The sequence below is a fragment of the Serratia sp. Tan611 genome (assembly GCF_905188235.1).
GTDB classification, from domain to species: domain Bacteria; phylum Pseudomonadota; class Gammaproteobacteria; order Enterobacterales; family Enterobacteriaceae; genus Serratia_B; species Serratia_B rhizosphaerae.
This window is the reverse complement of sequence record NZ_LR994655.1, coordinates 2,311,413-2,334,353: the sequence shown is the minus strand read 5'-3', so window position 1 is coordinate 2,334,353 and position 22,941 is coordinate 2,311,413. Positions and strand designations below refer to the sequence as shown.

The window sequence follows — 22,941 nt, the reverse complement described above, 5'->3', positions numbered from 1 at the left end:
ACGGTTTCCGTAACGGAATAAGCATTGCCGTCGACGCACGGCAATGCTTTCCCCCCTCAACACCGCACGCATGGGGATGACGGCGTGGGCATTACCCGCTACTCTATGCCGCAGTTTGCCTTAACCCGTTATCCAGGAAGCCGTTTATGTCCCACGCTGAATACAATCGCATTGGCGGTTGGCTGTTGGCCCCCATGGCCTATCTGATCGTCACCCTGCTCAGCGCCACCCTGATGCTGGCGCTGTACGCGATGGCGATTATCACCCCGGAGTCGCGCGAATATCTGCTGACCAACGCGCAGGCCTTCACGCTGCAGTGGTACTTTTCCGTGCTGACAACGCTGGCAATGTGGGTCTTTACCCTGTGGCTGCTGTGGCTGTTCTGCCACCGTTCGCACCGCTTTCCCAAACTGTTTCTGGTGTGGCTGCTGATCACCGTGCTGCTGGCGATCAAATCCTTCGCCTTCGCGCCGATTCCCGACGAAGTGGCGGTGCGCAGCCTGGGCTGGCCGCTGCTGATGGCGGCGATTTTTGTCCCTTATCTGCGTCGCTCGCAGCGGGTGAAACAGACTTTTACCGAATAATTTCAGCAGGAAACGCACGATTCGAACGGTAATTCGTGCGTTTTTTGACCAAAACAGAACGAAAAGGTATGATCCCTGCGATTCATAGGTTGTCGTTCTACCGCTGATTTCCGATAATAAGCGGCTTTTCTTTTTTTAGGCGTTGCAATGACCGAATACCTGCTTCTTTTTGTCGGCACCGTGCTGGTGAACAACTTTGTCCTGGTGAAGTTTCTTGGCCTCTGCCCGTTTATGGGCGTCTCCAAGAAGCTGGAGAGCGCCATCGGCATGGGCATGGCGACCACCTTTGTAATGACCATGGCGTCTATCAGCTCCTGGGTGATCAACACCTTTATTCTGGTGCCGCTCGATCTGATTTACCTGCGGACGCTGGCGTTTATCCTGGTAATCGCCGTGGTGGTGCAGTTCACCGAAATGGTGGTGCGTAAAACCAGCCCGGCGCTGTACCGTCTGTTAGGCATCTTCCTGCCGCTGATTACCACCAACTGCGCGGTGCTCGGCGTGGCGCTGCTCAATATCAACCTGGGCTACAACTTCCTGCAGTCCGCCGTCTACGGCTTTAGCGCCGCGGCGGGCTTTTCGCTGGTGATGGTGCTGTTCGCCGCCATCCGTGAACGTCTGGCGGTTGCCGATGTACCTGCGCCGTTCCGCGGTTCGTCCATCGCGTTGATCACCGCCGGGCTGATGTCTCTGGCCTTTATGGGCTTTACCGGTCTGGTGAAATTCTAATGAGCGCGTTGTGGATTGCCGTTGCGGCATTAAGCGCCCTCGGGCTGCTGTTTGGCGTGGTGCTCGGTTTTGCCGCGCGCCGTTTTGAGGTGGAAGAAGACCCGGTTGCCGAGCAGATCGATGAGATCCTGCCGCAGAGCCAGTGCGGCCAGTGTGGTTATCCCGGCTGCCGCCCCTACGCCGAGGCGGTCGCCAACGGCGAGATGATCAACAAATGTGCTCCGGGCGGCGAGCAGGTAATGCTGAAACTGGCCGAACTGCTCAACGTCGAGCCTCAGCCGCTGGACGGCGGTGAGGAAGTCGCCCAGCCGGTGCGTAAAGTGGCGTTTATCGATGAAGCCAACTGCATCGGCTGCACCAAATGTATTCAGGCCTGCCCGGTAGACGCCATCGTCGGCGCCACCCGCGCCATGCACACCGTTATTGCCGATCAGTGCACCGGCTGCGATCTGTGCGTCGCGCCGTGCCCGACCGACTGTATTGAAATGATCCCGGTCGCCGCCACCACCGCCAATTGGAAATGGGATATGAAGACCATCCCGGTGCAAGTCATTCACGTGGAGCAACATGTTTAATCTGTTCACCGCCTTTAAAAAAGATCGCATTTGGGATTTCGACGGCGGGATCCATCCACCTGAAATGAAGACGCAGTCCAGCGGTGCGCCGCTGCGCACGGCACCGCTGCCCGACACCTTTATCATCCCGCTGCAGCAACACCTGGGACCGGAAGGCGAACTGCTGGTGCAGGCCGGCGACAGCGTACTGAAAGGCCAGCCGCTGACCATGGGCCGCGGCCGTACCCTGCCGGTACATGCCCCCACCTCCGGCACGGTGATCGCCATCAAACCGCATATCACCGCCCACCCGTCCGGGCTGGCCGAACTGTGCGTGATTATCCGTCCTGACGGCGAAGACCGCTGGTGTGAACGTCAGCCGGCGGCCGACTATCGCCAGTTGGACGCCGACGAGCTGCTCCAGCGCATCCATCAGGCCGGTATTGCCGGCCTGGGCGGCGCCGGTTTCCCGACCGCCAGCAAACTGCAGGGCGGCGCCCACGGCGTCGAAACGCTGATCCTCAACGCCGCCGAGTGCGAGCCTTATATCACCGCCGACGACCGCCTGATGCGCGAGTGCGCGGAAGAAATTCTGCAGGGCACCGATATCCTGCGTCATCTGCTGCAGCCTAAAACCACGCTGATCGGCATCGAAGACAATAAACCGGAGGCCATCGCCGCTCTTAAAGAAGCGCTACGCGAGCATCCGGGCATCGGTCTGCGGGTGATCCCGACCAAATACCCTTCCGGCGGCGCCAAGCAGCTGACCAAGATTCTGACCGGCAAAGAAGTGCCGCATGGCAAACACTCTTCCGCCATCGGCGTGCTGATGCAGAACGTCGGCACCGCCTTCGCCATTAAACGCGCCATCGTCGACGGCGAACCGTTAATCGAACGCGTGGTGACGCTGACCGGCGAGGCACTGAGCCAGCCGGGTAACCTGTGGGCGCGCATCGGCACCCCGGTGGAGCATCTGCTGAAATTCGCCGGTTTCCGGCCGCAAAGCCAGCAGATGGTGGTGATGGGCGGCCCGCTGATGGGCTTCACCCTGCCCGCGCTCAACGTGCCGATCGTGAAAATCAGCAACTGCCTGCTGGCGCCGACCGTGGATGAAATGGCGCCGCAGGAGCCGGAACAGTCCTGCATCCGCTGCGGGCTGTGCGTCGACGCCTGCCCGGCCGGGCTGCTGCCACAGCAGCTGTACTGGTTCAGTCGCGGCCAGGAGCACGACAAGGCGCGCCAGCATAATCTGTTTGACTGTATCGAGTGCGGGGCCTGCGCCTATGTGTGCCCGAGCAATATCCCGCTGGTGCAGTATTACCGCCAGGAAAAGGCGGAAATCAAGGCGATCGATCAGGAAGCGGCGCGCGCCGCCGAAGCCAAAGCGCGCTACGAAGCCAAACAGGCGCGTATGGAACGCGAGAAACTGGCGCGTGAAGAGCGCCACAAGAAGGCGGCGGTCAAGTTGACCGATAACGACCAAAGCGCCGTTCAGGCGGCGCTGGCGCGCGTACGCAGTAAAAACGATGCGGCGACCGGTGAAGTACAACCGGGCGCTACGCCGGATAACAGCGCCGCCATCGCCGCCCGCGAGGCGCGCAAAGCGCAGGCGCGGGAACGCAAAGCGCAGCAGCCGACGGTTGACGTGCCTGCGGTTGACGCCGCTGAGACTGACGATCCGCGTAAAGCTGCCGTTGCCGCCGCGTTGGCGCGGGTAAAAGCCAAGAAAGCCGCCCAGCAGGCCGACGATGCACCGGCTGAAACCCCGGTGCCTGCCGCAGCGGACAGCGATGCCGATCCGCGCAAGGCCGCCGTTGCTGCCGCTATCGCCCGCGCCAAAGCCAAGAAAGCCGCCCAGCAGGCCGACGATGCACCGGCTGAAACCCCGGTGCCTGCCGCAGCGGACAGCGATGCCGATCCGCGCAAGGCCGCCGTTGCTGCCGCTATCGCCCGCGCCAAAGCCAAGAAAGCCGCCCAGCAGGCCGACGATGCACCGGCTGAAACCCCGGCGCCTACCGCAGCGGACAGCGATGCCGATCCGCGCAAAGCCGCCGTTGCTGCCGCTATCGCCCGCGCCAAAGCCAAGAAAGCCGCCCAGCAGGCCGACGATGCACCGGCTGAAACCACGGTGCCTGCCGCAGCGGACAGCGATGCCGATCCGCGCAAGGCCGCCGTTGCTGCCGCTATCGCCCGCGCCAAAGCCAAGAAAGCCGCCCAGCAGGCCGACGATGCACCGGCTGAAACCACGGCGCCTGCCGCAGCGGACAGCGATGCCGATCCGCGCAAGGCCGCCGTTGCCGCCGCTATCGCCCGTGTGAAGGCTAAAAAAGCCGCTCAGCAACCGGACGTCGCACCGGCTGAAACGCCGGCCCCTGCCGCAGCGGACAGCGATGCCGATCCGCGCAAGGCCGCCGTTGCCGCCGCTATCGCCCGTGTGAAGGCTAAAAAAGCCGCTCAGCAACCGGACGTCGCACCGGCTGAAACGCCGGCCCCTGCCGCAGCGGACAGCGATGCCGATCCGCGCAAGGCCGCCGTTGCCGCCGCTATCGCCCGTGTGAAGGCTAAAAAAGCCGCTCAGCAACCGGACGTCGCACCGGCTGAAACGCCGGCCCCTGCCGCAGCGGATAGCGATGCCGATCCGCGCAAGGCCGCCGTCGCTGCCGCCATCGCCCGTGTGAAGGCCAAAAAAGCCGCTCAGCAGGCAGAAACGGAAAAACAGTCCTGACCAAAACGCCTCGCGTAGCGCGAGGCGTTTTTACTTCGTCGCATACACAAGATAAAGGGTAGAGAAAAGATCGTGAAGGTGCGGGGTTCCCCACGCGGCGTACGCAACCCTGAGTAAACGGATTGCCAGCCGGCGTGTGAAATTAGTCGATAGAAATCAGGTAGGTATAGTCAACGTCAATCTGACGCAGTTTAGCATCCATTTGCCATTCGTTAATCTCGATAATCTCCATCTCCACGCTGCCCTTCACGTCATGACGCAAACCCGGCATCACATGAGTGCTCAGGTAGGCAAAAAACTGGATGCACTCTTTGGCCGAGCCCTTATGGGTTATTGAGATATATTCCCGCGGCGGCAGCGTAATATTGTCGGTATGATGACCGGACACAATATCCTTACGGTGCTGCGCCTCGACCGCCATCGAATGGATGCCAGAACAAAGCCCCTCATGTTGCAGCCGGGCGGAGTAGATGCTGTAAACCTTGCGGCAGCCGACGTCCAGCCCCTTGAAAAAGTCGTTGAAGATTTCATCTTTCATCGCCATGCAGGAGTCGTGCTCAATCTCTTGTTCTTCAAAATCCAGCTGGCGTGAAAAACCGACCAGCTGCATTTCCGGCAGCGTCAGCCGTTTGACTTCCGGGTAGTAGCCTTTGTCATACTGCGCCTCGAAGCTAAAGCGCGGCATCAGATTTTTTACGTCCCATTTTTCCATGGAACGGTAGCGGTTTGGCGTGGTGCCAAAGCGCTGTTTAAACATGCGGGTAAACGTTTGTTGTGAATCGAAGCCCAGTTCGTCAGAGATATCGATAATTGAGCGGTGGGTAATGCGCAGGGCCACCGCCGCACGGGTCAGGATACGCGAGCGGATATAGGTCGCCAGCTGAATGCCGGTGATGCGCTTGAATTTACGTTGCAGATGCCATTTGGAGTAACCGGAGATGCGTGCCACTTCATCCAGGTTCGGGCGTGTTTCCAGATGTATTTCAACCCACTCGATCAGCTCTTCAATAAAAAATATGTCTTCATTCGTCATTATTATCAATTCACTAACTTAGTAAGACTCGGGATAGTAACCTGTATACATTATATCATGGTTGATATTTTGTGCGAAAAAATGTACCCAAAATAACATGTTAGGATTGTGGGATTAGGTTCTGCGCGATTTTATACTGCGCCCCCGTATTGTCTAGGATTAAGCTAACGCAAAACGTTGCTGAATAAAACCACAGTATGGCATGAATAATGCGAAAAATGGCGGTCAAACGCCCCGTGTCCTGATCATTGCTGCGGCGTTTTTGCGCTGGGAACAGGTTTTAAAATCCACGCTGAAATATCGCGTAAAGCATTCTCCTCCCCGGTGCAACGCCCTCGGCGGCACAGGGCCTCAGCCCTGAATACGGCCGAAAGAAATGAAAAACAATGTGACAGATAATAGTGATAGCGCGCTGTTCAATGTAAACTACGCCGGTTCTGTTCATTCGGCAGGAAGCCGCACGGCCGGATACCGGGCTTTCTGACAACGCCATCGCGTTGAGAGCCCCCATATTTTACCCGCGCGCAGGCACCGCTCCACACTCGGCGGCCCTGCGGGATATGAATTTAAGTCGTTGTTTTTACATTAAACTGACGGCAAGTTATTGATAAAGTAATCCTGTCATAATGGCGGGACAAACAGGTGTAGTGACTCTATGAAGTTTAGGCCGGTAAAACAGTCTGCCACCAAAGGCTTACATATCGCCAGTTCCCCTTTTACCCACAATCAGCAGAGTACCAGCCGCATTATGCTCTGGGTGATGCTGGCGTGCATTCCGGGGCTGGGCGCGCAAATCTGGTTCTTCGGCTATGGTTCTCTCGTACAGACGGCGCTGGCAATGGCCACCGCCCTGCTGGCGGAAGGCACCGTGCTGGCATTGCGCAAACAGCCGGTGCGCGCCCGACTGGCCGACAACTCTGCCCTGCTCACCGCCCTGCTGCTCGGCATCAGCCTGCCGCCGCTGGCGCCGTGGTGGATGGCCGTTATCGGCACGCTGTTCGCCATCGTGATCGCCAAGCAGCTGTACGGCGGCCTGGGACAAAACCCGTTCAACCCGGCGATGGTCGGCTACGTGGTACTATTGATCTCCTTCCCGGTACAGATGACCAGTTGGCTGCCGCCGGAAGCGCTGCGCGCCGAAGGGTTACCGTTTCACGATGTGCTGCTGAGTATTTTCAGCGGCCAGACCAGCCAGGGACTCTCCCTACACCAGCTGCAACTGGGCGTTGACGGCGTCAGCCAGGCCACGCCGCTGGACGGCTTTAAAACCGGCCTGCGCAGCGGCCATTCGGTAGAACAGGTGCTGCAGACGCCGATATTCGGCGGCGCGCTGGCCGGCATCGGCTGGCAGTGGGTGAACCTCGGTTTCCTCGCCGGCGGGCTGTTTATGCTGGGACGCAAGCTGATTCACTGGCAGATTCCGTTCAGCATGCTGGCCGCCATCGCGCTGTGCTCTACCCTCGCCTGGCAGCTTGACCCGGCGCATCAGGCGTCACCGCTGATCCATCTGTTCTCCGGCGCCACCATGCTCGGCGCGTTCTTTATCGCCACCGATCCGGTCAGCGCCTCCACCACGCCGAAAGGCCGCCTGATCTACGGCGCGCTGATCGGCGTGCTGGTCTGGCTGATCCGCGTTTACGGCGGCTATCCGGACGGCGTGGCCTTCGCGGTACTGCTGGCCAATATCACCGTGCCGCTGATCGATCACTACACGCAGCCGCGTGTTTACGGCCATCGCTAAGGAGCCATCATGCTAAAATCAATGCGCAAGCATGGCACCACGCTGGCCTTGTTCGCCGCAGCCACCACCGGTATGACCGCGGTGGTCAATGCGTTAACCCAGAAAACCATCGCCCATCAGGCAGCGCTGCAGCAAAAAACGCTGCTCGATCAGGTGCTGCCGCCTGAACATTACGATAATGATATGCAGACGGAGTGCTATCTGGTCAGCGATCCGGCGCTGGGTGACACGGCCGCACACCGGCTGTATCTGGCGCGCAAACAGGGCAAACCGGTGGGCGCCGCGCTGGAAACCACTGCGCCGGACGGCTACTCCGGCGCGATAAAACTGCTGGTCGGCGCTGATTTCAGCGGCACCGTCTTCGGCAGCCGGGTGGTTGAACACCATGAAACGCCGGGCCTGGGTGATAAAATCGAGCTGCGCCTCAGCAACTGGATCACCTTCTTCAGCAACCAGAAGATCGAAGGGCCGGATGATAAGCGCTGGGCGGTGAAAAAGGACGGCGGTATGTTTGACCAGTTCACCGGCGCCACCATCACGCCGCGCGCGGTAGTCAACGCCGTGCGCCGTACCGCGCTGTATATGGAGACGCTGCCGACTAAACTTGACCACTTACCTGCCTGTGGAGCAGCCAATGAGTGAAGCAAAAGAGTTAATGATTCAGGGGTTGTGGAAGAACAACTCCGCGCTGGTGCAGCTGCTGGGGCTGTGCCCACTGCTGGCGGTGACCTCCACCGCCACCAACGCCCTCGGCCTCGGGCTGGCGACCACGCTGGTGCTGATGATCACCAACGGCTCCATCTCCGCCCTGCGGCGGCTGGTGCCGAGTGAAGTGCGTATCCCGATCTATGTGATGATTATCGCCGCCGCGGTCAGCATCGTGCAGATGTTGATCAACGCCTATGCCTTCGGCCTGTACCAGTCGCTGGGGATTTTTATTCCGCTGATCGTCACCAACTGCATCGTGGTCGGCCGCGCCGAAGCGGTCGCCGCCAGAAAACCGGTCAACCTGGCGCTGATCGACGGCCTGTTTATCGGCCTGGGCGCCACCGGCGCGATGTTCGTGCTCGGTTCAATGCGTGAGCTGATCGGCAACGGTACACTGTTTGACGGCGCCGATATGCTGCTGGGCAACTGGGCCAAGGTGCTGCGTATTGAAGTGGTGCATTTCGACAGCCCGCTGCTGCTGGCGATGCTGCCGCCGGGCGCCTTTATCGGCCTCGGGCTGATGCTGGCGGCGAAATATGTGATTGATGAGAAAATGAAAGCGCGCAAGGCGCAGGCAATCGCCGACGCGGCGCCGGAGCACGGAGAGCCAGAGAAAGCCTCATGAATAAACAAAAACGCCTGGAAATACTGACCCGGCTGCGTGACAACAACCCGCACCCTACCACCGAGCTGACATTCAGCACGCCGTTTGAGTTGCTGATCGCCGTGCTGCTGTCGGCGCAGGCCACCGACGTCAGCGTCAACAAGGCCACCGCCAAGCTGTATCCGGTAGCCAATACGCCGGCGGCCATGCTGGCGTTGGGCGTGGACGGCGTTAAAGAGTACATCAAGACCATCGGCCTGTTTAACAGCAAGGCGGAGAATGTGATTAAGACCTGCCGCATTCTGCTGGAACAGCACGACGGCGAGGTGCCGGAAGATCGCGCGGCGCTGGAAGCGCTGCCCGGCGTCGGCCGTAAAACCGCCAACGTGGTGCTGAATACCGCCTTCGGCTGGCCGACCATCGCCGTCGATACCCATATTTTCCGCGTCAGCAACCGCACCGGCTTCGCACCGGGCAAAAATGTCGACCAGGTTGAAGAGAAGCTGCTGAAGGTGGTGCCGGCCGCGTTCAAGGTCGACTGCCACCACTGGCTGATTCTGCACGGGCGCTATACCTGCATCGCGCGTAAGCCGCGCTGCGGCTCCTGCCTGATTGAAGACCTGTGCGAATATAAAGAAAAAGTCTACCCAGACGCCTGATCTGCCGCCGGGCGCATACCACGTCCGGCCTCTCCCTATTGACGCCTCTTTTTTATCAAAAATGTGATATTGCGCAGCATTAACCTCGGCAAGATCGTGGATTTCCGCAGAATCTGATATTCCACTTAATTTCAAGCGAAAAATTAGCATAAAATTGCGGCCTGTATCACGATTCAGATTAAACAATGCATTCACAACTTGGCTACAAGTTTTGCGATATTTCTATAATTCCGCAAAACAAGCGATATGCATGACATTGCAACAGATTATCACCCACACCCATTGATATGGTCTAAAAAAAATCCAAATAGCAGAACATATCACTAGATGCGGCTTGGATATCTTTTAAACAAAACAAAAGCTCGGCAAATCAAAAAAACTCAAACGTTAATTCTGCATAACATTTGCAACATAGTTGTTTCCCTGCCTCGTCGTTATATGTAACCGAATATGACAAAGAGCTTGCCAGGTTGACAAAGATAGTGAACATTAACCGCCGTCATCCCATCTTATAACAACGCAGAAGGATGCTTTCGGCATCACCTTTTGTATTTTCCTGTCACTTATGACGGGTTGTGAAAAATCGAGGTACTTGTGTCAACAGCAAACAACAAACACCCGGAAGACATCAGCCTTAATGCTTTTAAGCAGCCGAAAGCATTCTACCTGATCTTCTCTATCGAACTCTGGGAACGCTTCGGCTACTACGGCCTGCAGGGCATCATGGCGGTGTATCTGGTCAAGATGCTCGGCCTGAGCGAAGCCGACTCCATCACCCTGTTCTCCTCGTTCAGCGCCCTGGTCTATGGCTTTGTCGCCATCGGCGGCTGGCTGGGGGATAAAGTGCTCGGCACCAAACGCGTCATCGTGCTGGGAGCGCTGGTGCTGGCGGCCGGTTATGCCATGGTGGCCTACTCCGGCCACGATATTTTCTGGGTTTACCTCGGTATGGCGGCCATCGCCGTCGGCAGCGGCCTGTTCAAGGCAAATCCGTCCTCGCTGCTGTCCACCTGCTATGAGAAAGATGACCCGCGCCTGGACGGCGCCTTCACCATGTATTACATGTCGGTGAACATCGGTTCCTTTATGTCGATGCTGGCTACCCCGTGGCTGGCGGCCAAATATGGCTGGAGCGTCGCCTTCTCCCTGAGCGTGGTCGGTATGCTGATCACTCTGGTCAACTTTATGATGTGCAAGAAGTGGGTGAAGCAGCACGGCTCCAAGCCGGACTTCAAGCCGCTGCACCTGCCGAAGCTGCTGATGGTGCTGGTAGGCATCGTGGCGCTGATCGCCATCTCCACCTGGCTGCTGCACAACCAGACGATCGCCCGCTGGGCGCTGGCGATTATCTCTGCCGGCATCGTGCTGGTGTTCGCCAAAGAGACCTTCACCATGCAGGGCGCCGCGCGCCGCAAGATGATCGTCGCCTTCCTGCTGATGCTGGAAGCGGTGGTGTTCTTCGTGCTGTATGCCCAGATGCCGACCTCGCTGAACTTCTTTGCGATCCATAACGTGGAGCACAGCATTCTGAGCATTCCTTTTGAACCGGAACAGTATCAGGCGCTGAACCCGTTCTGGATCATGGTGGCCAGCCCGATTCTGGCGGCCCTGTACAATAAAATGGGCGACCGCCTGCCGATGCCGCACAAATTCGCCTTCGGCATGATCCTGTGTTCCGGCGCTTTCCTGGTGCTGCCTTGGGGCGCCAGCTTCGCTAACGACGCCGGTATCGTATCCGTTAACTGGCTGATTCTGAGCTACGCGCTGCAGAGCATCGGCGAGCTGATGATTTCCGGCCTGGGTCTGGCGATGGTGGCGCAGCTGGTGCCACAGCGTCTGATGGGCTTTATCATGGGCTCCTGGTTCCTGACCACCGCCGCCGCCGCGCTGATCGCCGGTAAAGTGGCCGGTCTGACCGCAACGCCGGCCGGCGAGCTTAACGACGCTCACGCTTCACTGGCGGTTTACAGCCACGTCTTCCTGCAGATCGGCATCGCGACCGGGGTGATCGCCATCCTGATGATGCTGACCGCGCCGAAGCTGCACCGCATGACGCTGGACAACCCCGAGGACGCCACGCAGAAAGCGCCGGCGACCTCCGCCAGCCACTGATTGCTTCTGACGCACAAAAAAGCCGGTCAACTGACCGGCTTTTTTTATGCTGTCGTTTACCCTACCGCCTAGCCTGCGCCGTTCAGGCTGTGCCAGAGGAACTCGCTGACCAGCGCGGCGTTAAACGCCGACTGTTGCTTATCCGCCGCGGCGCTGTGGCCGCCGGCGGTATTTTCATAAAAGTACGCCTGCTGATAGCCCATCTGCTGCATACGCGCCGCCATTTTACGCGCATGGGCCGGATTGACCCGGTCGTCGCTGGTGGCGGTCAGGAACAGCACCGGTGGATAGGCAACGTCCGCCTTCAGGTTATGGTACGGCGAGAAGGTGCGGATATATTCCCACTCCTGCGCCTTATCCGGGTCGCCGTATTCGGCAATCCACGACGCACCGGCCGATAGCTTGGTGTAGCGCCGCATATCCAGCAGCGGCACCTCACAGACGATACAACCGAACAGCTGCGGATAGTGCGTCAGCATATTGCCGACCAGCAGGCCGCCGTTACTGCCGCCGCGCGCCGCCAGCCTGCGTGACGATGTCACTTTTCTGTCCATCAAATCCTGCGCCACGGCGGCAAAATCCTCATAGGCGCGATGGCGGTTCTGCTTCAGCGCCGCCCGGTGCCAGGCCGGGCCGTACTCGCCGCCGCCGCGAATATTGGCGATAACATACACGCCGCCCCGCTCCAGCCAGGTCGGCGCGCGCGCCCCCAGATAGCTCGGCAGCAAGGAAACGTCGAAGCCGCCGTAACCATACAGCAGCGTCGGGTTATCACCGTCCAGTCGCAGCCCTTTATGCGCCACCTGGAAATACGGCACTCGCGTGCCGTCTTGCGACGTCGCAAAGTGCTGGCTGACCTGATACTTATCGGCGGCAAAGTCCTGCGGCGCCTGCTTCAGCAGTTCAGGTTCGTCCTCATCGTCCAGACTGCCCAGATACAGCGACGTCGGCTGCAGGAATCCGCTGACCGTCAGGAAATAATCATTGGTCTTATTGTCAATGCCGCCGGCGGCGACGGTGCTCAATTCGACCGGTACGCCCAGCGGCCGGGAGTGCCAGCTGTCGCCCTGCGGCGTCAGCACCTCCAGGCGGTTGGCCACATCCTGCATAATGCCGACGATCAGGTGGTCGCGCGTCGTACTATAGTCGCTCAGCGCCTGGTTGGCGCTGGGGGTAAACAGGACTTCCAGCTTCCGCCTGCCGGCCAGATAGTCGTCGAATTTGGCTGCCAGCAGCGCGCCGGCCGGATAAGTCCGCCCCTCCAGCTGCCAGTCGCTTCTCGGTTTAATCAGCAGCCAGTCGCGGTGGCTGTTGATCTCCGCATCAGACGGCACCTCAATACGCTGCTGTTCGCCGTTGGCATGTAGCAAGAAGGTTTCCTGCCGATAGAAGTCGATCATGCGCACGATATAGTCGCGCTCAAAACCGGGCGTATCGTCGTGATACGCATAGGCGCGCATATCCTCCGGCTGCGCCTGATACAGCGTTTCCGCGCTGTCCAGCGGCGTCCCCCGCCGCCAGCGCTTCACCGTACGCGGGTAGCCGGACTGGGTCAGTGAGCCGCTGCCGAAATCGGTGGCGACGAACAGTTCGTCGGCACTGGCCCAGGACACCACGCTTTTCGCCGCCGGCAGGCGGAACCCCTGCTCGACAAAACGTTTGTTGTGTAAATCGAACTCGCGCACTTCCACCGCATCGCCGCCGTCCGGCGACAGATTAATCAGGCAATAGCGATGTTCTGGCTCCAGCGACTGCGAACCGTGATACACCCACTCTTTCCCTTCCGCTTTGCCCAGCGCATCGATATCCAGCACCGTTTCCCAGGCTGGCTGCGGCTTGCGGTACTCGTCCAGCGTGGCGCGCCGCAGCAGGCCGCGCGGATTTTTCTGGTCCTGCCAGAAGTTGTAGTAATAGTCGCCAAATTTGGTGACCCAGGGGATCTGCGTCTCTTTATTCAGAATATCCAGCACCTGTTTTTCCAACTGCGGAAAGGCGCTGTCCTGCGCAAACTGCTGCAGCGTGCGCTGATTCTGCTGTTTGACCCAGTTGAGCGCTTCGCTCCCCTGCAAGGGTTCCAGCCACAGCTGATCGTCCGCGGGCGGCTGCGCGCCCGCCATGGCAAGGCGGATACTGTTAGGCAGTGAAGTCATGGCGATAACGGCTCCTGCGGTTTGTGCACCGAGTTTAAGAAATTGACGTCGATTAGCGAACGGCACCATCAAGCTCCTTTTGCTGTGCGGCATAACCGGCACGGTTAAACAATCAAATGAGAGTGATTATCAACAAACTACCCATTCACCGCCATGCTGTCAAAACGCGGCGAGCGGGTTAAGTACGCGGGTAATGGATCAGATCGTGAATATGCACCGCCTGCGCACTGCTATTGCGGTAGGCATGGGGACGGTCGGCCTGAAAGCGCATCGCCTCGCCGGCCGCCAGACGGTGCCAGCGATCGTCGATCGCCAGCTCCAGCTCGCCGCTCAGCACCACCACATGTTCGATCACCCCCGGCTCGTGGGGCGTCGATTCGCTGAAGGCGCCGGGCGCCAGCTCGATGGCGAACATATCAAAGCCCAGTTGCGCGTCAAACGGGAACAGCGGCGTCACACGCATGGCGGCGTTCTCCTGCATAAAGGCCGGCAGCGCTCCCTGACGGTGCAGCGTCGGCGTAGGCGGCGATGACGGCGCCAGAAAAGCGGAAAACGCCACGTTAAAACCGGTGGCGATTTTCCACAGCGTTGCCACCGTCGGGCTGGACTCCTCACGCTCAATTTGTCCCAGCATTGCCTTGCTGACGCCGGTTTGATCGGCAGCCTGGCTCAGGCTCCAACCGCGCTGATGACGCAGTGCTTTCAGGGTTTGCGCCAGATGGCCGCTCATTGGTTGCATCATTTCTCCTCGCATTGCTGGGCCGATTATAGCGCCTTGTGCGCTATAACGCACAGTGCTATGCTCGGCGCAATCGTGCGCTATAACGCACAAACACCAGGGGATAGGATGAAACGGGCAAGCGGCATATTCCTGCCGGCATTGATCGCCGGCTTTGTCGCCGTACTGGTAGGCTATACCAGTTCGGCGGCGATTATCTTTCAGGCGGCCGCGGTCGCCGGCGCCAGCGCGCAGCAAATCGGCGGCTGGCTGAGTATGCTCGGGCTGGCGATGGGCGTCAGTTCACTAGGGCTGTCATGGTATTACCGCACGCCGATTCTCACCGCCTGGTCAACCCCCGGCGCGGCGCTGCTGGTGACCAGCCTGCCCGGCACCTCGCTGCCGGAAGCCATCGGCGTGTTTATCTTCGCCTCCGGGCTGATTCTGTTGTGTGGCGTCACCGGACTGTTCGCCCGGCTGATGCATATTATTCCGCCGCCGATCTGCGCCGCGATGCTGGCGGGCATTCTGCTGCGCTTCGGGCTGGACGCCTTCGGCGCGCTGCAGAGCAACCTGCCGCTGGCCGGCGCCATGTGTCTGACCTATCTGCTGGCGCGCCGTCTGCTGCCGCGTTACGCCATTGTGCTGACGCTGCTGGCCGGGCTGGCGGTCGCCGCGCTGCAGGGCACGATCGCGCCGATACCGTTACACGGCGCCATCGCACCGCCCGAGTTTATCGCGCCGCAATTCAGTCTCTCTACACTGCTAGGGATCGGCGTTCCGTTCTTTATCGTCACCATGGCGTCGCAGAATGCGCCGGGGATTGCCACGCTCAGCGCCGCCGGCTATCAGGTTCCCACCTCGCCGCTGATTAGCTGGACCGCGCTTACCGCGTTGCTGCTGGCGCCGTTCGGCGGCTTTTCCGTCTGCATCGCCGCAATTACCGCCGCCATCTGTATGGGGCCGGACGCGCATCCGGATCCGAAACGACGCTATCTGGCCGCAATGGCGGCCGGCGGCTTTTACCTGCTGGCCGGGCTATTCGGCGGCGCTATCGGTCTGCTGCTCAGCGCGCTGCCTGTAGCGCTGATCCACACTATCGCCGGGCTGGCGCTGCTGGGCGCCATTGGCGGCAGTCTGCAGCGTGCTCTGCACGATGAACGGCAGCGCGACGCTGCGCTGATTACTTTTCTTATCACCGCCTCCGGCATTACGCTGTTTGGCGTCGGCGCGGCGTTCTGGGGGCTGGTTGGCGGCGTCTTCGCCCATCTGCTGCTGGCGTGGCCGGCACGGGCAATGCGCTGAAGACGGGTCGCATCCGGGCGGATATTCTGGTTAACTGAGATCCAGCGCGTTGGCCGACTCTGCTTGTACAACGCTCACTCCATGAATAAGTGACGGGGTAACGAATCTATGTCTGAACATGCCGCACAGCTACGCCAGAAACTGATCCGCAATTACCATCAGATCGCCAAACGCCACGACAGCCGTCCGCCGCTGTACGACAGCCTGTCAGCACGGCTGGGTACCGGCACCGCCGCCAGCAAGCTCGGTGCCTCCATCGATACCGTCGCCCCCGGCAAACGCTCCTGCCCTTATCATTTCCACTACGGGCAGGAAGAGATGTTTATCATTCTGGAAGGCTGTGGCACCCTGCGCGTGGCCGGCAAAATGCTGCCGGTCAGCGCCGGCGATACCATTTTTATCCCGCCGGGGCCGGACTATCCTCACCAGCTCATCAATAGCTCCGACGCGCCGCTGACCTATCTTTCCATCAGTACCCGCGAACAGCCGGAGCTGGTGGAGTACCCGGATTCCGGCAAGTATCAGGCCATGGCGTTTACCGGCGATTATCAGGCGCGCTATCTGCAGCGACCTTCAGCATCGCTCGATTACTGGCAGGATGAACCCTGAGTCGTCCGGTGGCGACAGCCCCAGCGCGGTCGCCGCCAGTTCAGCCACGCGGAAATCGATATCCGCCGTATCGCCGTCCTCCATAAACCAGGCGGCGGACAGCCCGGCCCAGGCCAGGATCCACTGCAGCAGACGTCGCCTCTCAAAGCCGGCCAGCGCGCAGACCTGCTCAACGCGCCGCTGAAAGCGCTGCGGATCGGTGGCGATGCCGTAATTGGGATTGCAGAAGATATTGGCGTAATCAAAACCGCGTTCGCCATACAGGCGCTTGGGATCGATGGCCAGCCAGCCGCGTTCGCCGAAATCCAGCACGTTGTCATGGTGGATATCGCCATGCAACACGCACTGCTCGCGCGGGCTACCCAGCAGTTCCGCCGCCACGCTGGCGCTCAGCCGCAGCATGCCGCCGTGCGCCTGCGCCGCCGGCCACAGCGAACCAAACCACTGGTCCAGCGCTATCAGCGTCGGCAGCGGCTGCGCGCGCGGTTTGTGCAGTCGGGCGACCACCTGGCACAGGATTGCCGTTGCCCGCTCGTCATCACCGGTACGCACCAGCTGGGTCAGCGACTGCGCCCCCTGCGCGCGCTCCAGCAACAGCGCGTCGCCGTGACAGGCCAGCACCTGCGCCGCGCCGTCGCCCTGCCACCAGCACATCAGCCGTGCACCGAATTTTTCCTCCGGCTCACGGGCAATTTTCAACATCGCCGGCGCCCCCTGGTGGCGCACCGGCATCAATAGGCTACTATGGGTTTCAAATGCCTTACCGTCCGGCGTCAGCGCCCAGCGCTGCAGGTAGGGAGTAAAAGCCTGATTCATCGCCCTCTCGCATCTTGATAGCTGAAAGTGCGGGCGCACGTTATGCCGCCCTGTCAGCCCAGTGTATCGATTTTATTGCCTTCGCCTTAAGGGGAAATTACGTATGTCTGAACTAAAACGCATTAATTACCCATTTTTAACCGCGCCCGGCGGCCCGTATGTGCATGCGGTGCGCCATGGCGATCTGTTGTACGTTTCCGGGCTGACGGCATTCGGCGGCGAGGCGCAGGGAGAGACGGCCGCTCGGCAAACGCAGGCCGTTTTGCAACAGCTGGACGCCATTGCCCGTTATGAGGGCGGCAGCCTGGCAACGCTGATTAAACTGACGGTGTTTCTGACCGATATCGCCGACCTGCCGTCGGTGCGTCCGGTGCTGGCGGATAAACTGACAGGCGCGCTGCCGGCCTGCTCCCTGCTGGCCGTCAGCGCGCTGTTTTCTGCAGATGTGAACGTTGAGATCGAAGCCGTTATCGCGCTGTAAGCGGCGTCACAGCGCCCCTTCGTCTACCACGCAGGGGCCAACGGTGATCCAGGCGCGGGCGATTTTCCCCTGGGTAATCTCATAAATCACCAGCACGTCCATACTGCCGCGTCCGTTGGGAAAATTACGCGTCACCCGCAGTTGATCGACCACTTTATTGGCAACCACAATACGCTTTACGCGCTCGGCAAACAGGCTCGGCTCGCGAAAGCGCGCGATATGGTACTCGCGAAGTTCCGCCTTGCCGCTGGCCAGCAGTTTGTCGGGATGTTGATAGTACTGCGCATCCTCGGCCCAACAGGCGAGAAAAGCGTCGATATCCCGCGCGTTGTGAGCCTCAAGCTGCTGTTGCACCAACTCTTCCGGTCGTAACGTTCGATGGTTCATCACATTCTCCTCGCGGTGGTTACAGTGCGGCTATCTCCGTCACCCGATGCTGAAAAACATAGGGGTCTGAAATCAAACCATATGCCTCATCATCCGGATAAGTGACCGCCTGTTGATAATGCTCGCCGGCAAATTGCCTGATGGCCTCCAGCGACTCCCAATACGTAGCCAGAAAAAAGTGCACGTAGTCGCCCTGCAGTTCCTGCCGGACAAAAGCGCCACAGTTTCCAGCCGTTGCCTTAGCATGCTGCACGCCTGTGACAGCCAGATGATCGGCAAAACCCTGCCGATGTTGTTGCGGCACGCAGCCGTGCCAGGTACGAACGATCATACCGCCCTCCAGGGTGAATAAAAAATCACATTATCAGAATAAACAAGCGACCGGGTAGTAAAAGCATCTTCCCGGCATGCCGATCTGCCCCTCTCTGCCGCCATCACTCAGAAAAAACTCAGATTAACCGGTTCGGTAATCATCAAATCTCTGCTAATTTATTTCTAATAAAAATCCCAGACAGGAAAATCATGCAGAAAAAACCAGTGCTCGACGAAGCCAGACAGTTGAAACGCCTGAACGCGGCAACGCGGCGGCAGTCCCACGTCTATAAATGGTTTGCGCTGATCGCCGCATTGGATACCCTGCTGGTGTACTGTTATGACCAGGATATGCGTAATATGGTGTTTTCCGGCGCGGTGGCGCTGGTGTGCGGCTATCTGTGGATCCGCGATCGCAACAAGGCGCGCGCCTACCGGCGCGAGTTTGACCGTAAATTCGGCGTCCGGGACGATGTCTGACCCCAGACAGCGATCGTCCGCACCGCGCTATTAGCGAAACTCATCAGCCTTCGGCCATCATGAATAACAATGTTATCAACCTGTTATAAATTGACAGCCCGATCGGGAGTATTCATCATCATCCCCTATTATCCCGTTATGAGAACGCCATCATGCCGCTGTACTATCCCCCGACATACCGCCCGAGTGCGCCGATGTTTGCCGGCGGCCTGATCGATACATTGCAGAAGCAGCCGCTCGTCTGACCGGGGCGCTGTCCTGTCAGATGAGCTGGCAGCACGACGCGCAACGCCCATTCGCTGCTTTTTCATCTGGCCTCTCTCACGGTCACTCAGAAGGAATTTTTATGGCCTCTTTTTCCGGTATTTGGGTAGCGTTAGTCACCCCGTTTAATCAACACAACGTCGATTTTCCCGCGCTAAAACGTCTGGCGCAGCATCTGCTGGCCACCGGCGTCGACGGGTTGGTGGTGTGCGGCACCACCGGCGAAGCCGCCGCGCTCGATAAAGAGGAGCAACTGGCGGTGCTGGACGCGGTGCTGGAAGTGGCGCCGGCGCACCAGGTCGTCATGGGGCTGGCCGGCAACAATCTGACCGCCACCCTGCAGATGCAGCAGGCGATTGCACAGCGCGACATTGCCGGCGTGCTGGTTCCCGCACCTTATTACATCCGTCCGTCGCAGTCCGGGCTGGTTGAGTACTTCACCACGCTGGCCGACGCGTCGCACGTGCCGGTGATCCTGTACAACGTGCCTTATCGCACCGGCGTCACCCTTGAGCTGGACACGCTGCGTCAGATTGCCCGCCACCCGCAGGTGAAAGCCATCAAAGAGTGCGGCGGCAATCCGGACGTCACCATGGCGCTGATCGACGACGGCGAGATTGACGTGCTGACCGGCGAGGACAACCTGATTCTCTCCACGCTGTGCCTCGGCGGCACCGGGGCGATCTCCGCGTCGGCACATCTGTACCCGGAGCGCTTTGTGCAGCTGGTGCAACAGGTCGCCGACGGCGACCTGCCCGCCGCGCGCGCCAACTTCTACGCACTGCTGCCGATGATCCGTCAGATGTTCAGCTTCGCCAACCCGGCGCCGGTGAAAGCCGCGCTGGCGCAGCAGGAACTGCTGCGCAACGAGCTGCGCGCGCCGATGCAAACCGCGCCGCTGGCGCTGCAGCAGCAAATTGCCGCCACGCTGGCGCAACTGCAGCCGCAGGATGAAGCCGTCAGTGAAATTTGTTAGCTGAAGCGCGGCAATTTCATCGCGGCGGCGCTAGGATAGAGGGTTAGGCACGCACGCCTTTTATCCTTATCAAGGAGTCAAACGATGAAACTGTTCTATAAAGCCGGCGCCTGTTCCCTGTCTCCGCATATCGTGCTGCGCGAGGCGGGGCTGGACTTCACCGCGGAAAAAGTCGATCTGGTCAGCAAAACCACCGAGAGCGGCGCCGACTATCTGGCGATTAACCCTAAAGGACAGGTTCCGGCACTGCTGCTGGATGACGGCAGTCTGCTGACCGAAGGCGTGGCAATAGTGCAGTATCTGGCGGATCGGGTGCCCGATCGCCAACTGATTCCGCCGGCGGGCACGCTGTCGCGCTACCATGCCATCGAGTGGCTGAACTTTGTCGCTACGGAGCTGCACAAGGGCTTTACCCCGCTGTTCAACCCTAAAACGCCGGAAGCGTATCTGGCGATGGCGCGCGCCAAGCTGGAGCAGCATTTCCACTATCTCGACGACGTGCTGGCGCAGCAACACTACCTGCTGGGCAGCCGCTTCTGCGTGGCGGACGCCTACCTGTTTACCGTGCTGCGCTGGGCGGTAGCGCTGCAGTTCGATCTGCAGCCCTATCCGCACCTGACCGGCTATATGAAGCGCGTGGCGGCACGCCCGGCGGTCGCCGCAGCGCTGAATGCCGAAGGCTTGCAGTAAGTGTTTGTCTTCCCCGCCGCAACGGCGGGGAAAGAATTATGCCCCGAGCTTCACCGCCGCAAAATGGCAGCGCGGGTTGACGATATAATCCTGCGCGGCAACCACCTGCAGTTCATACTCGCCCATCTCCTTGGTGGTCAGCATCACTTCATACACCGCCGCCGTCACGTGCTCCAGCGCCTGGTCCAGCGCCTTGCCCTGCAGCAGATCCACCAGCAGCAGGCCGCTGGTCAAATCGCCCACGCCCACCGGCTGACGGCTGCCGAAGTCCACCAGCGGACGGCTGATATGCCAGGCTTCCTCCGCCGTCACCAGCAGCATCTCAAACGCGTCGTGACTATACCCGGCGCGGCTCAGGTGTTTCACTAGCACCACTTTCGGCCCGCGCGCAATCAACGCGCGCGCGGCATCAACCGCCTGATCGACGGAGGCGATCTCACGCTGGCTGAGCTGTTCCAGTTCCAGCACGTTCGGCGCCACCATATCGCTGCACGGCAACGCCTGCTGACACAGAAACTCCGCCACGCCCGGCGCCACGATGCAGCCCTTTTCCGGGTGACCCATCACCGGATCGCAAAAATACCAGGCGTCGGGATTCGCCTGTTTCACCTGGCGCACGATATCCAGAATATGGCTGCCCTGTTCGGGAGAACCGATATAGCCGCTCAGCACCGCGTCGCAGCGCTGCAGCTGGTCGATATCCGCGATGCCCTGGGCGATCTCGCTCAGGTGGCTGGCGGGCATCACGCAGCCGGTCCAGCGGCCGTACTGCGTATGGTTGGAAAACTGCACGGTATTCAGCGGCCAGACGTTGACGCCCATGCGGCGCATGGGGAACTCCGCGGCGCTGTTGCCGGCATGACCGAACACCACGTGTGATTGAATGGAAAGAATGTTTTTCATTGGCGTGCGTAAATCTCAAAGGCCGGGAGCGTACCGTTCCTGACCGGGTAATGACAAAGGGGCCGCTGCGGGCCCCTTTCTGTTAATTGCGATTACTGCCACTCAACCAGGCAGTAATGTTTTTTACCACGACGCAGCAGCGTATAGCGGCCGAACAGGCGGTCGTCGTCGCTGAAAACGTATTCCGCGTTGGACTGCTTCTCGCCGTTCACGCTTACCGCATTGGAGCCGATCATGGTGCGCGCCTGGCCGCGTGACGGCACCAGCTCGGCGTTAACCAGCGCCTGCTGCAGATCGGCGTCTTTATCCAGCTTGACCGACGGCATACCGTCCTGCGCCAGCTGCGCGAAATCGGCTTCGGTCATCTCATGCAGCGCGCCGGAGAACAGGCTCTGGGTAATACGCTGCGCCGCCGCCAGCCCCTCTTCGCCGTGCACCATACGGGTCACTTCTTCCGCCAGCACGTACTGGGCGCGCGGCGCCTTGCCGCTGTTGCGGTCTTCCTCTTCCAGCGCGTTGATATCTTCCAGGCTGATAAAGGTGAAGAACTTCAGGAAGCGGTACACGTCCGCATCCGCGGTGTTGATCCAGAACTGGTAGAACTTGTACGGGCTGGTTTTTTCCGGCGCCAGCCATACCGCGCCGCCTTCGGTTTTGCCGAATTTGGTGCCGTCCGCCTTGGTGATCAGCGGCACGGTCAGACCGAACGCCTGCTGTTGATGCATACGGCGGGTCAGGTCGATGCCGGAGGTGATGTTGCCCCACTGGTCGGAACCGCCGATCTGCAGTACCACCTGATGACGACGGTGCAGCTCGGCAAAGTCGTAACCCTGCAGCAGATTGTAGGAGAACTCGGTAAAGGAGATGCCGACATCGTCACGGTTCAGGCGCTGCTTCACCGCTTCTTTGTTGATCATCTGGTTAACGGAGAAGTGCTTGCCGATGTCACGCAGGAAGGTCAGCACGTTCATATCGCCGAACCAGTCGTAGTTGTTGGCAGCGATGGCGCTATTGTCGCCGCAGTCGAAATCGAGGAACGGCGACACCTGTTTGCGGATCTTCTCCACCCACTCGTTAACGGTATCCGTGGTGTTCAGCTTGCGTTCCGCCGCCTTGAAGCTCGGATCGCCGATCAGACCGGTCGCCCCGCCCACCAGCGCCACCGGTTTGTGGCCGGCGAGCTGAAAACGCTTCAGGCACAGCAGCGGCACCAGATGGCCCAAATGCAAGCTGTCAGCGGTCGGATCGAAGCCGCAATACAGCGCAATTGGCCCTTGCGCCAGTCGCTCTGCTAACGCTTCCTCGTCCGTCACCTGGGCCACCAGGCCCCGCTCTTGCAATTGTTGAATCAGGTTGATGCTAGCCATCAAGTTCTCCATGTATAAACGAATGCACCTTTGC

The 22,941-nt window shown here is 59.9% G+C and carries 23 protein-coding genes; 15 read left to right on the top strand and 8 right to left on the bottom strand.

Annotated elements, in window-relative coordinates; genetic code table 11:
- The first annotated feature begins 146 nt into the window (after positions 1-146).
- From TAN611_RS11015 to rsxC, 4 genes are all read left to right on the top strand, one after another.
- A complete protein-coding gene (locus tag TAN611_RS11015) occupies positions 147-584 on the top strand; it encodes a DUF2569 domain-containing protein (protein WP_105231031.1) in 438 nt (145 codons plus the stop codon).
- A gap of 147 nt (positions 585-731) precedes the next feature.
- The gene (gene rsxA / locus TAN611_RS11010) at positions 732-1,313 is read left to right on the top strand and encodes an electron transport complex subunit RsxA (RefSeq protein ID WP_015672219.1); all 582 of its coding nucleotides are present in this window, start codon (positions 732-734) and stop codon (positions 1,311-1,313) included.
- Entirely contained in the window at positions 1,313-1,888 is a 576-nt protein-coding gene (gene rsxB, locus TAN611_RS11005) for an electron transport complex subunit RsxB (RefSeq protein WP_105231030.1), read from the top strand. Before rsxA ends, rsxB begins: the two co-directional genes overlap by 1 nt.
- Positions 1,881-4,592, top strand: a complete 2,712-nt coding sequence (gene rsxC / locus TAN611_RS11000) for an electron transport complex subunit RsxC (RefSeq protein ID WP_203067702.1) — start codon at positions 1,881-1,883, stop codon at positions 4,590-4,592. The genes rsxB and rsxC overlap by 8 nt, the downstream gene beginning before the upstream one ends.
- Positions 4,593-4,734: 142 nt before the next feature.
- Here rsxC and TAN611_RS10995 read toward each other — a convergent pair whose 3' ends face one another.
- Positions 4,735-5,625: a helix-turn-helix domain-containing protein gene (locus TAN611_RS10995; RefSeq protein WP_105231028.1), complete on the bottom strand. Its 891-nt coding sequence runs from the start codon at positions 5,623-5,625 to the stop codon at positions 4,735-4,737.
- 655 nt (positions 5,626-6,280) lie between these two features.
- Here TAN611_RS10995 and rsxD point away from each other — a divergent pair.
- From rsxD to dtpA, 5 genes are all read left to right on the top strand, one after another.
- Positions 6,281-7,366 carry an electron transport complex subunit RsxD gene (gene rsxD / locus TAN611_RS10990; RefSeq protein WP_203067701.1) on the top strand — a complete coding sequence of 362 codons (1,086 nt, stop codon included), beginning with the start codon at positions 6,281-6,283 and terminating at the stop codon, positions 7,364-7,366.
- A gap of 9 nt (positions 7,367-7,375) precedes the next feature.
- Entirely contained in the window at positions 7,376-8,008 is a 633-nt protein-coding gene (gene rsxG / locus TAN611_RS10985) for an electron transport complex subunit RsxG (RefSeq protein WP_111737154.1), read from the top strand.
- Complete coding sequence (locus TAN611_RS10980) at positions 8,001-8,699, top strand: electron transport complex subunit E (protein WP_105231025.1); 699 nt, start codon at positions 8,001-8,003, stop codon at positions 8,697-8,699. The genes rsxG and TAN611_RS10980 overlap by 8 nt, the downstream gene beginning before the upstream one ends.
- A complete protein-coding gene (nth, locus tag TAN611_RS10975; protein ID WP_105231024.1) occupies positions 8,696-9,337 on the top strand; it encodes an endonuclease III in 642 nt (213 codons plus the stop codon). Before TAN611_RS10980 ends, nth begins: the two co-directional genes overlap by 4 nt.
- 594 nt (positions 9,338-9,931) lie before the next feature.
- On the top strand, positions 9,932-11,449 hold the full coding sequence (gene dtpA / locus TAN611_RS10970; protein ID WP_105231023.1) for a dipeptide/tripeptide permease DtpA: 1,518 nt from the start codon (positions 9,932-9,934) through the stop codon (positions 11,447-11,449).
- Between the two features lie 68 nt (positions 11,450-11,517).
- Here the strand turns inward: dtpA and TAN611_RS10965 are convergent, their stop codons facing one another.
- The gene (locus tag TAN611_RS10965; protein WP_203067700.1) at positions 11,518-13,599 is read right to left on the bottom strand and encodes a prolyl oligopeptidase family protein; all 2,082 of its coding nucleotides are present in this window, start codon (positions 13,597-13,599) and stop codon (positions 11,518-11,520) included.
- A 178-nt stretch (positions 13,600-13,777) separates the two neighbouring features.
- Entirely contained in the window at positions 13,778-14,338 is a 561-nt protein-coding gene (locus TAN611_RS10960) for a helix-turn-helix domain-containing protein (RefSeq protein WP_105233316.1), read from the bottom strand.
- A 108-nt stretch (positions 14,339-14,446) separates the two neighbouring features.
- Here TAN611_RS10960 and TAN611_RS10955 point away from each other — a divergent pair, with 108 nt between their 5' ends.
- Positions 14,447-15,622, top strand: coding sequence for a benzoate/H(+) symporter BenE family transporter (locus TAN611_RS10955; RefSeq protein ID WP_203067699.1), 1,176 nt, complete (start codon positions 14,447-14,449; stop codon positions 15,620-15,622).
- Between the two features lie 108 nt (positions 15,623-15,730).
- Positions 15,731-16,231 carry a cupin domain-containing protein gene (locus TAN611_RS10950; RefSeq protein ID WP_203067698.1) on the top strand — a complete coding sequence of 167 codons (501 nt, stop codon included), beginning with the start codon at positions 15,731-15,733 and terminating at the stop codon, positions 16,229-16,231.
- On the opposite strand, the gene TAN611_RS10945 is transcribed toward TAN611_RS10950, so the two are convergent.
- Positions 16,196-17,047, bottom strand: coding sequence for an aminoglycoside phosphotransferase family protein (locus tag TAN611_RS10945; RefSeq protein ID WP_105231019.1), 852 nt, complete (start codon positions 17,045-17,047; stop codon positions 16,196-16,198). The genes TAN611_RS10950 and TAN611_RS10945 overlap by 36 nt on opposite strands.
- A gap of 103 nt (positions 17,048-17,150) precedes the next feature.
- Here TAN611_RS10945 and TAN611_RS10940 point away from each other — a divergent pair, with 103 nt between their 5' ends.
- Positions 17,151-17,528 carry a RidA family protein gene (locus tag TAN611_RS10940; RefSeq protein ID WP_160031205.1) on the top strand — a complete coding sequence of 126 codons (378 nt, stop codon included), beginning with the start codon at positions 17,151-17,153 and terminating at the stop codon, positions 17,526-17,528.
- A gap of 6 nt (positions 17,529-17,534) precedes the next feature.
- On the opposite strand, the gene TAN611_RS10935 is transcribed toward TAN611_RS10940, so the two are convergent.
- Both TAN611_RS10935 and TAN611_RS10930 read right to left on the bottom strand, forming a co-directional pair.
- Positions 17,535-17,915, bottom strand: a complete 381-nt coding sequence (locus tag TAN611_RS10935; RefSeq protein ID WP_105231017.1) for a nuclear transport factor 2 family protein — start codon at positions 17,913-17,915, stop codon at positions 17,535-17,537.
- Between the two features lie 19 nt (positions 17,916-17,934).
- Positions 17,935-18,246 carry a hypothetical protein gene (locus TAN611_RS10930; RefSeq protein WP_111737159.1) on the bottom strand — a complete coding sequence of 104 codons (312 nt, stop codon included), beginning with the start codon at positions 18,244-18,246 and terminating at the stop codon, positions 17,935-17,937.
- Positions 18,247-18,437: 191 nt separating this feature from the next.
- Here TAN611_RS10930 and TAN611_RS10925 point away from each other — a divergent pair, with 191 nt between their 5' ends.
- From TAN611_RS10925 to gstA, 3 genes are all read left to right on the top strand, one after another.
- On the top strand, positions 18,438-18,707 hold the full coding sequence (locus tag TAN611_RS10925) for a hypothetical protein (RefSeq protein ID WP_105231015.1): 270 nt from the start codon (positions 18,438-18,440) through the stop codon (positions 18,705-18,707).
- Positions 18,708-19,053: 346 nt separating this feature from the next.
- A complete protein-coding gene (dapA, locus tag TAN611_RS10920; RefSeq protein ID WP_203067697.1) occupies positions 19,054-19,947 on the top strand; it encodes a 4-hydroxy-tetrahydrodipicolinate synthase in 894 nt (297 codons plus the stop codon).
- Between the two features lie 84 nt (positions 19,948-20,031).
- Complete coding sequence (gstA, locus tag TAN611_RS10915) at positions 20,032-20,637, top strand: glutathione transferase GstA (RefSeq protein WP_105231013.1); 606 nt, start codon at positions 20,032-20,034, stop codon at positions 20,635-20,637.
- A gap of 36 nt (positions 20,638-20,673) precedes the next feature.
- On the opposite strand, the gene pdxY is transcribed toward gstA, so the two are convergent.
- Both pdxY and tyrS read right to left on the bottom strand, forming a co-directional pair.
- On the bottom strand, positions 20,674-21,540 hold the full coding sequence (gene pdxY / locus TAN611_RS10910) for a pyridoxal kinase PdxY (protein ID WP_203067696.1): 867 nt from the start codon (positions 21,538-21,540) through the stop codon (positions 20,674-20,676).
- A 92-nt stretch (positions 21,541-21,632) separates the two neighbouring features.
- Positions 21,633-22,907 carry a tyrosine--tRNA ligase gene (gene tyrS / locus TAN611_RS10905; RefSeq protein ID WP_105231011.1) on the bottom strand — a complete coding sequence of 425 codons (1,275 nt, stop codon included), beginning with the start codon at positions 22,905-22,907 and terminating at the stop codon, positions 21,633-21,635.
- Positions 22,908-22,941: the final 34 nt, after the last annotated feature.

What these genes read in the sequence shown, in the direction of transcription:
- rsxD (WP_203067701.1), top strand. Translation starts at nt 6,281, where the DNA reads ATGAAGTTTAGGCCGGTAAAACAGTCTGCCACCAAAGGCTTACATATC.
- TAN611_RS10935 (WP_105231017.1), bottom strand. Translation starts at nt 17,915, where the DNA reads ATGAACCATCGAACGTTACGACCGGAAGAGTTGGTGCAACAGCAGCTT.
- TAN611_RS10950 (WP_203067698.1), top strand. Translation starts at nt 15,731, where the DNA reads ATGTCTGAACATGCCGCACAGCTACGCCAGAAACTGATCCGCAATTAC.
- pdxY (WP_203067696.1), bottom strand. Translation starts at nt 21,540, where the DNA reads ATGAAAAACATTCTTTCCATTCAATCACACGTGGTGTTCGGTCATGCC.
- TAN611_RS11015 (WP_105231031.1), top strand. Translation starts at nt 147, where the DNA reads ATGTCCCACGCTGAATACAATCGCATTGGCGGTTGGCTGTTGGCCCCC.
- TAN611_RS10955 (WP_203067699.1), top strand. Translation starts at nt 14,447, where the DNA reads ATGAAACGGGCAAGCGGCATATTCCTGCCGGCATTGATCGCCGGCTTT.
- nth (WP_105231024.1), top strand. Translation starts at nt 8,696, where the DNA reads ATGAATAAACAAAAACGCCTGGAAATACTGACCCGGCTGCGTGACAAC.
- TAN611_RS10940 (WP_160031205.1), top strand. Translation starts at nt 17,151, where the DNA reads ATGTCTGAACTAAAACGCATTAATTACCCATTTTTAACCGCGCCCGGC.
- dapA (WP_203067697.1), top strand. Translation starts at nt 19,054, where the DNA reads ATGGCCTCTTTTTCCGGTATTTGGGTAGCGTTAGTCACCCCGTTTAAT.
- TAN611_RS10930 (WP_111737159.1), bottom strand. Translation starts at nt 18,246, where the DNA reads ATGATCGTTCGTACCTGGCACGGCTGCGTGCCGCAACAACATCGGCAG.
- gstA (WP_105231013.1), top strand. Translation starts at nt 20,032, where the DNA reads ATGAAACTGTTCTATAAAGCCGGCGCCTGTTCCCTGTCTCCGCATATC.
- rsxC (WP_203067702.1), top strand. Translation starts at nt 1,881, where the DNA reads ATGTTTAATCTGTTCACCGCCTTTAAAAAAGATCGCATTTGGGATTTC.
- TAN611_RS10965 (WP_203067700.1), bottom strand. Translation starts at nt 13,599, where the DNA reads ATGACTTCACTGCCTAACAGTATCCGCCTTGCCATGGCGGGCGCGCAG.
- tyrS (WP_105231011.1), bottom strand. Translation starts at nt 22,907, where the DNA reads ATGGCTAGCATCAACCTGATTCAACAATTGCAAGAGCGGGGCCTGGTG.
- rsxA (WP_015672219.1), top strand. Translation starts at nt 732, where the DNA reads ATGACCGAATACCTGCTTCTTTTTGTCGGCACCGTGCTGGTGAACAAC.
- rsxG (WP_111737154.1), top strand. Translation starts at nt 7,376, where the DNA reads ATGCTAAAATCAATGCGCAAGCATGGCACCACGCTGGCCTTGTTCGCC.
- TAN611_RS10995 (WP_105231028.1), bottom strand. Translation starts at nt 5,625, where the DNA reads ATGACGAATGAAGACATATTTTTTATTGAAGAGCTGATCGAGTGGGTT.
- TAN611_RS10945 (WP_105231019.1), bottom strand. Translation starts at nt 17,047, where the DNA reads ATGAATCAGGCTTTTACTCCCTACCTGCAGCGCTGGGCGCTGACGCCG.
- rsxB (WP_105231030.1), top strand. Translation starts at nt 1,313, where the DNA reads ATGAGCGCGTTGTGGATTGCCGTTGCGGCATTAAGCGCCCTCGGGCTG.
- TAN611_RS10980 (WP_105231025.1), top strand. Translation starts at nt 8,001, where the DNA reads ATGAGTGAAGCAAAAGAGTTAATGATTCAGGGGTTGTGGAAGAACAAC.
- TAN611_RS10925 (WP_105231015.1), top strand. Translation starts at nt 18,438, where the DNA reads ATGCAGAAAAAACCAGTGCTCGACGAAGCCAGACAGTTGAAACGCCTG.
- TAN611_RS10960 (WP_105233316.1), bottom strand. Translation starts at nt 14,338, where the DNA reads ATGCAACCAATGAGCGGCCATCTGGCGCAAACCCTGAAAGCACTGCGT.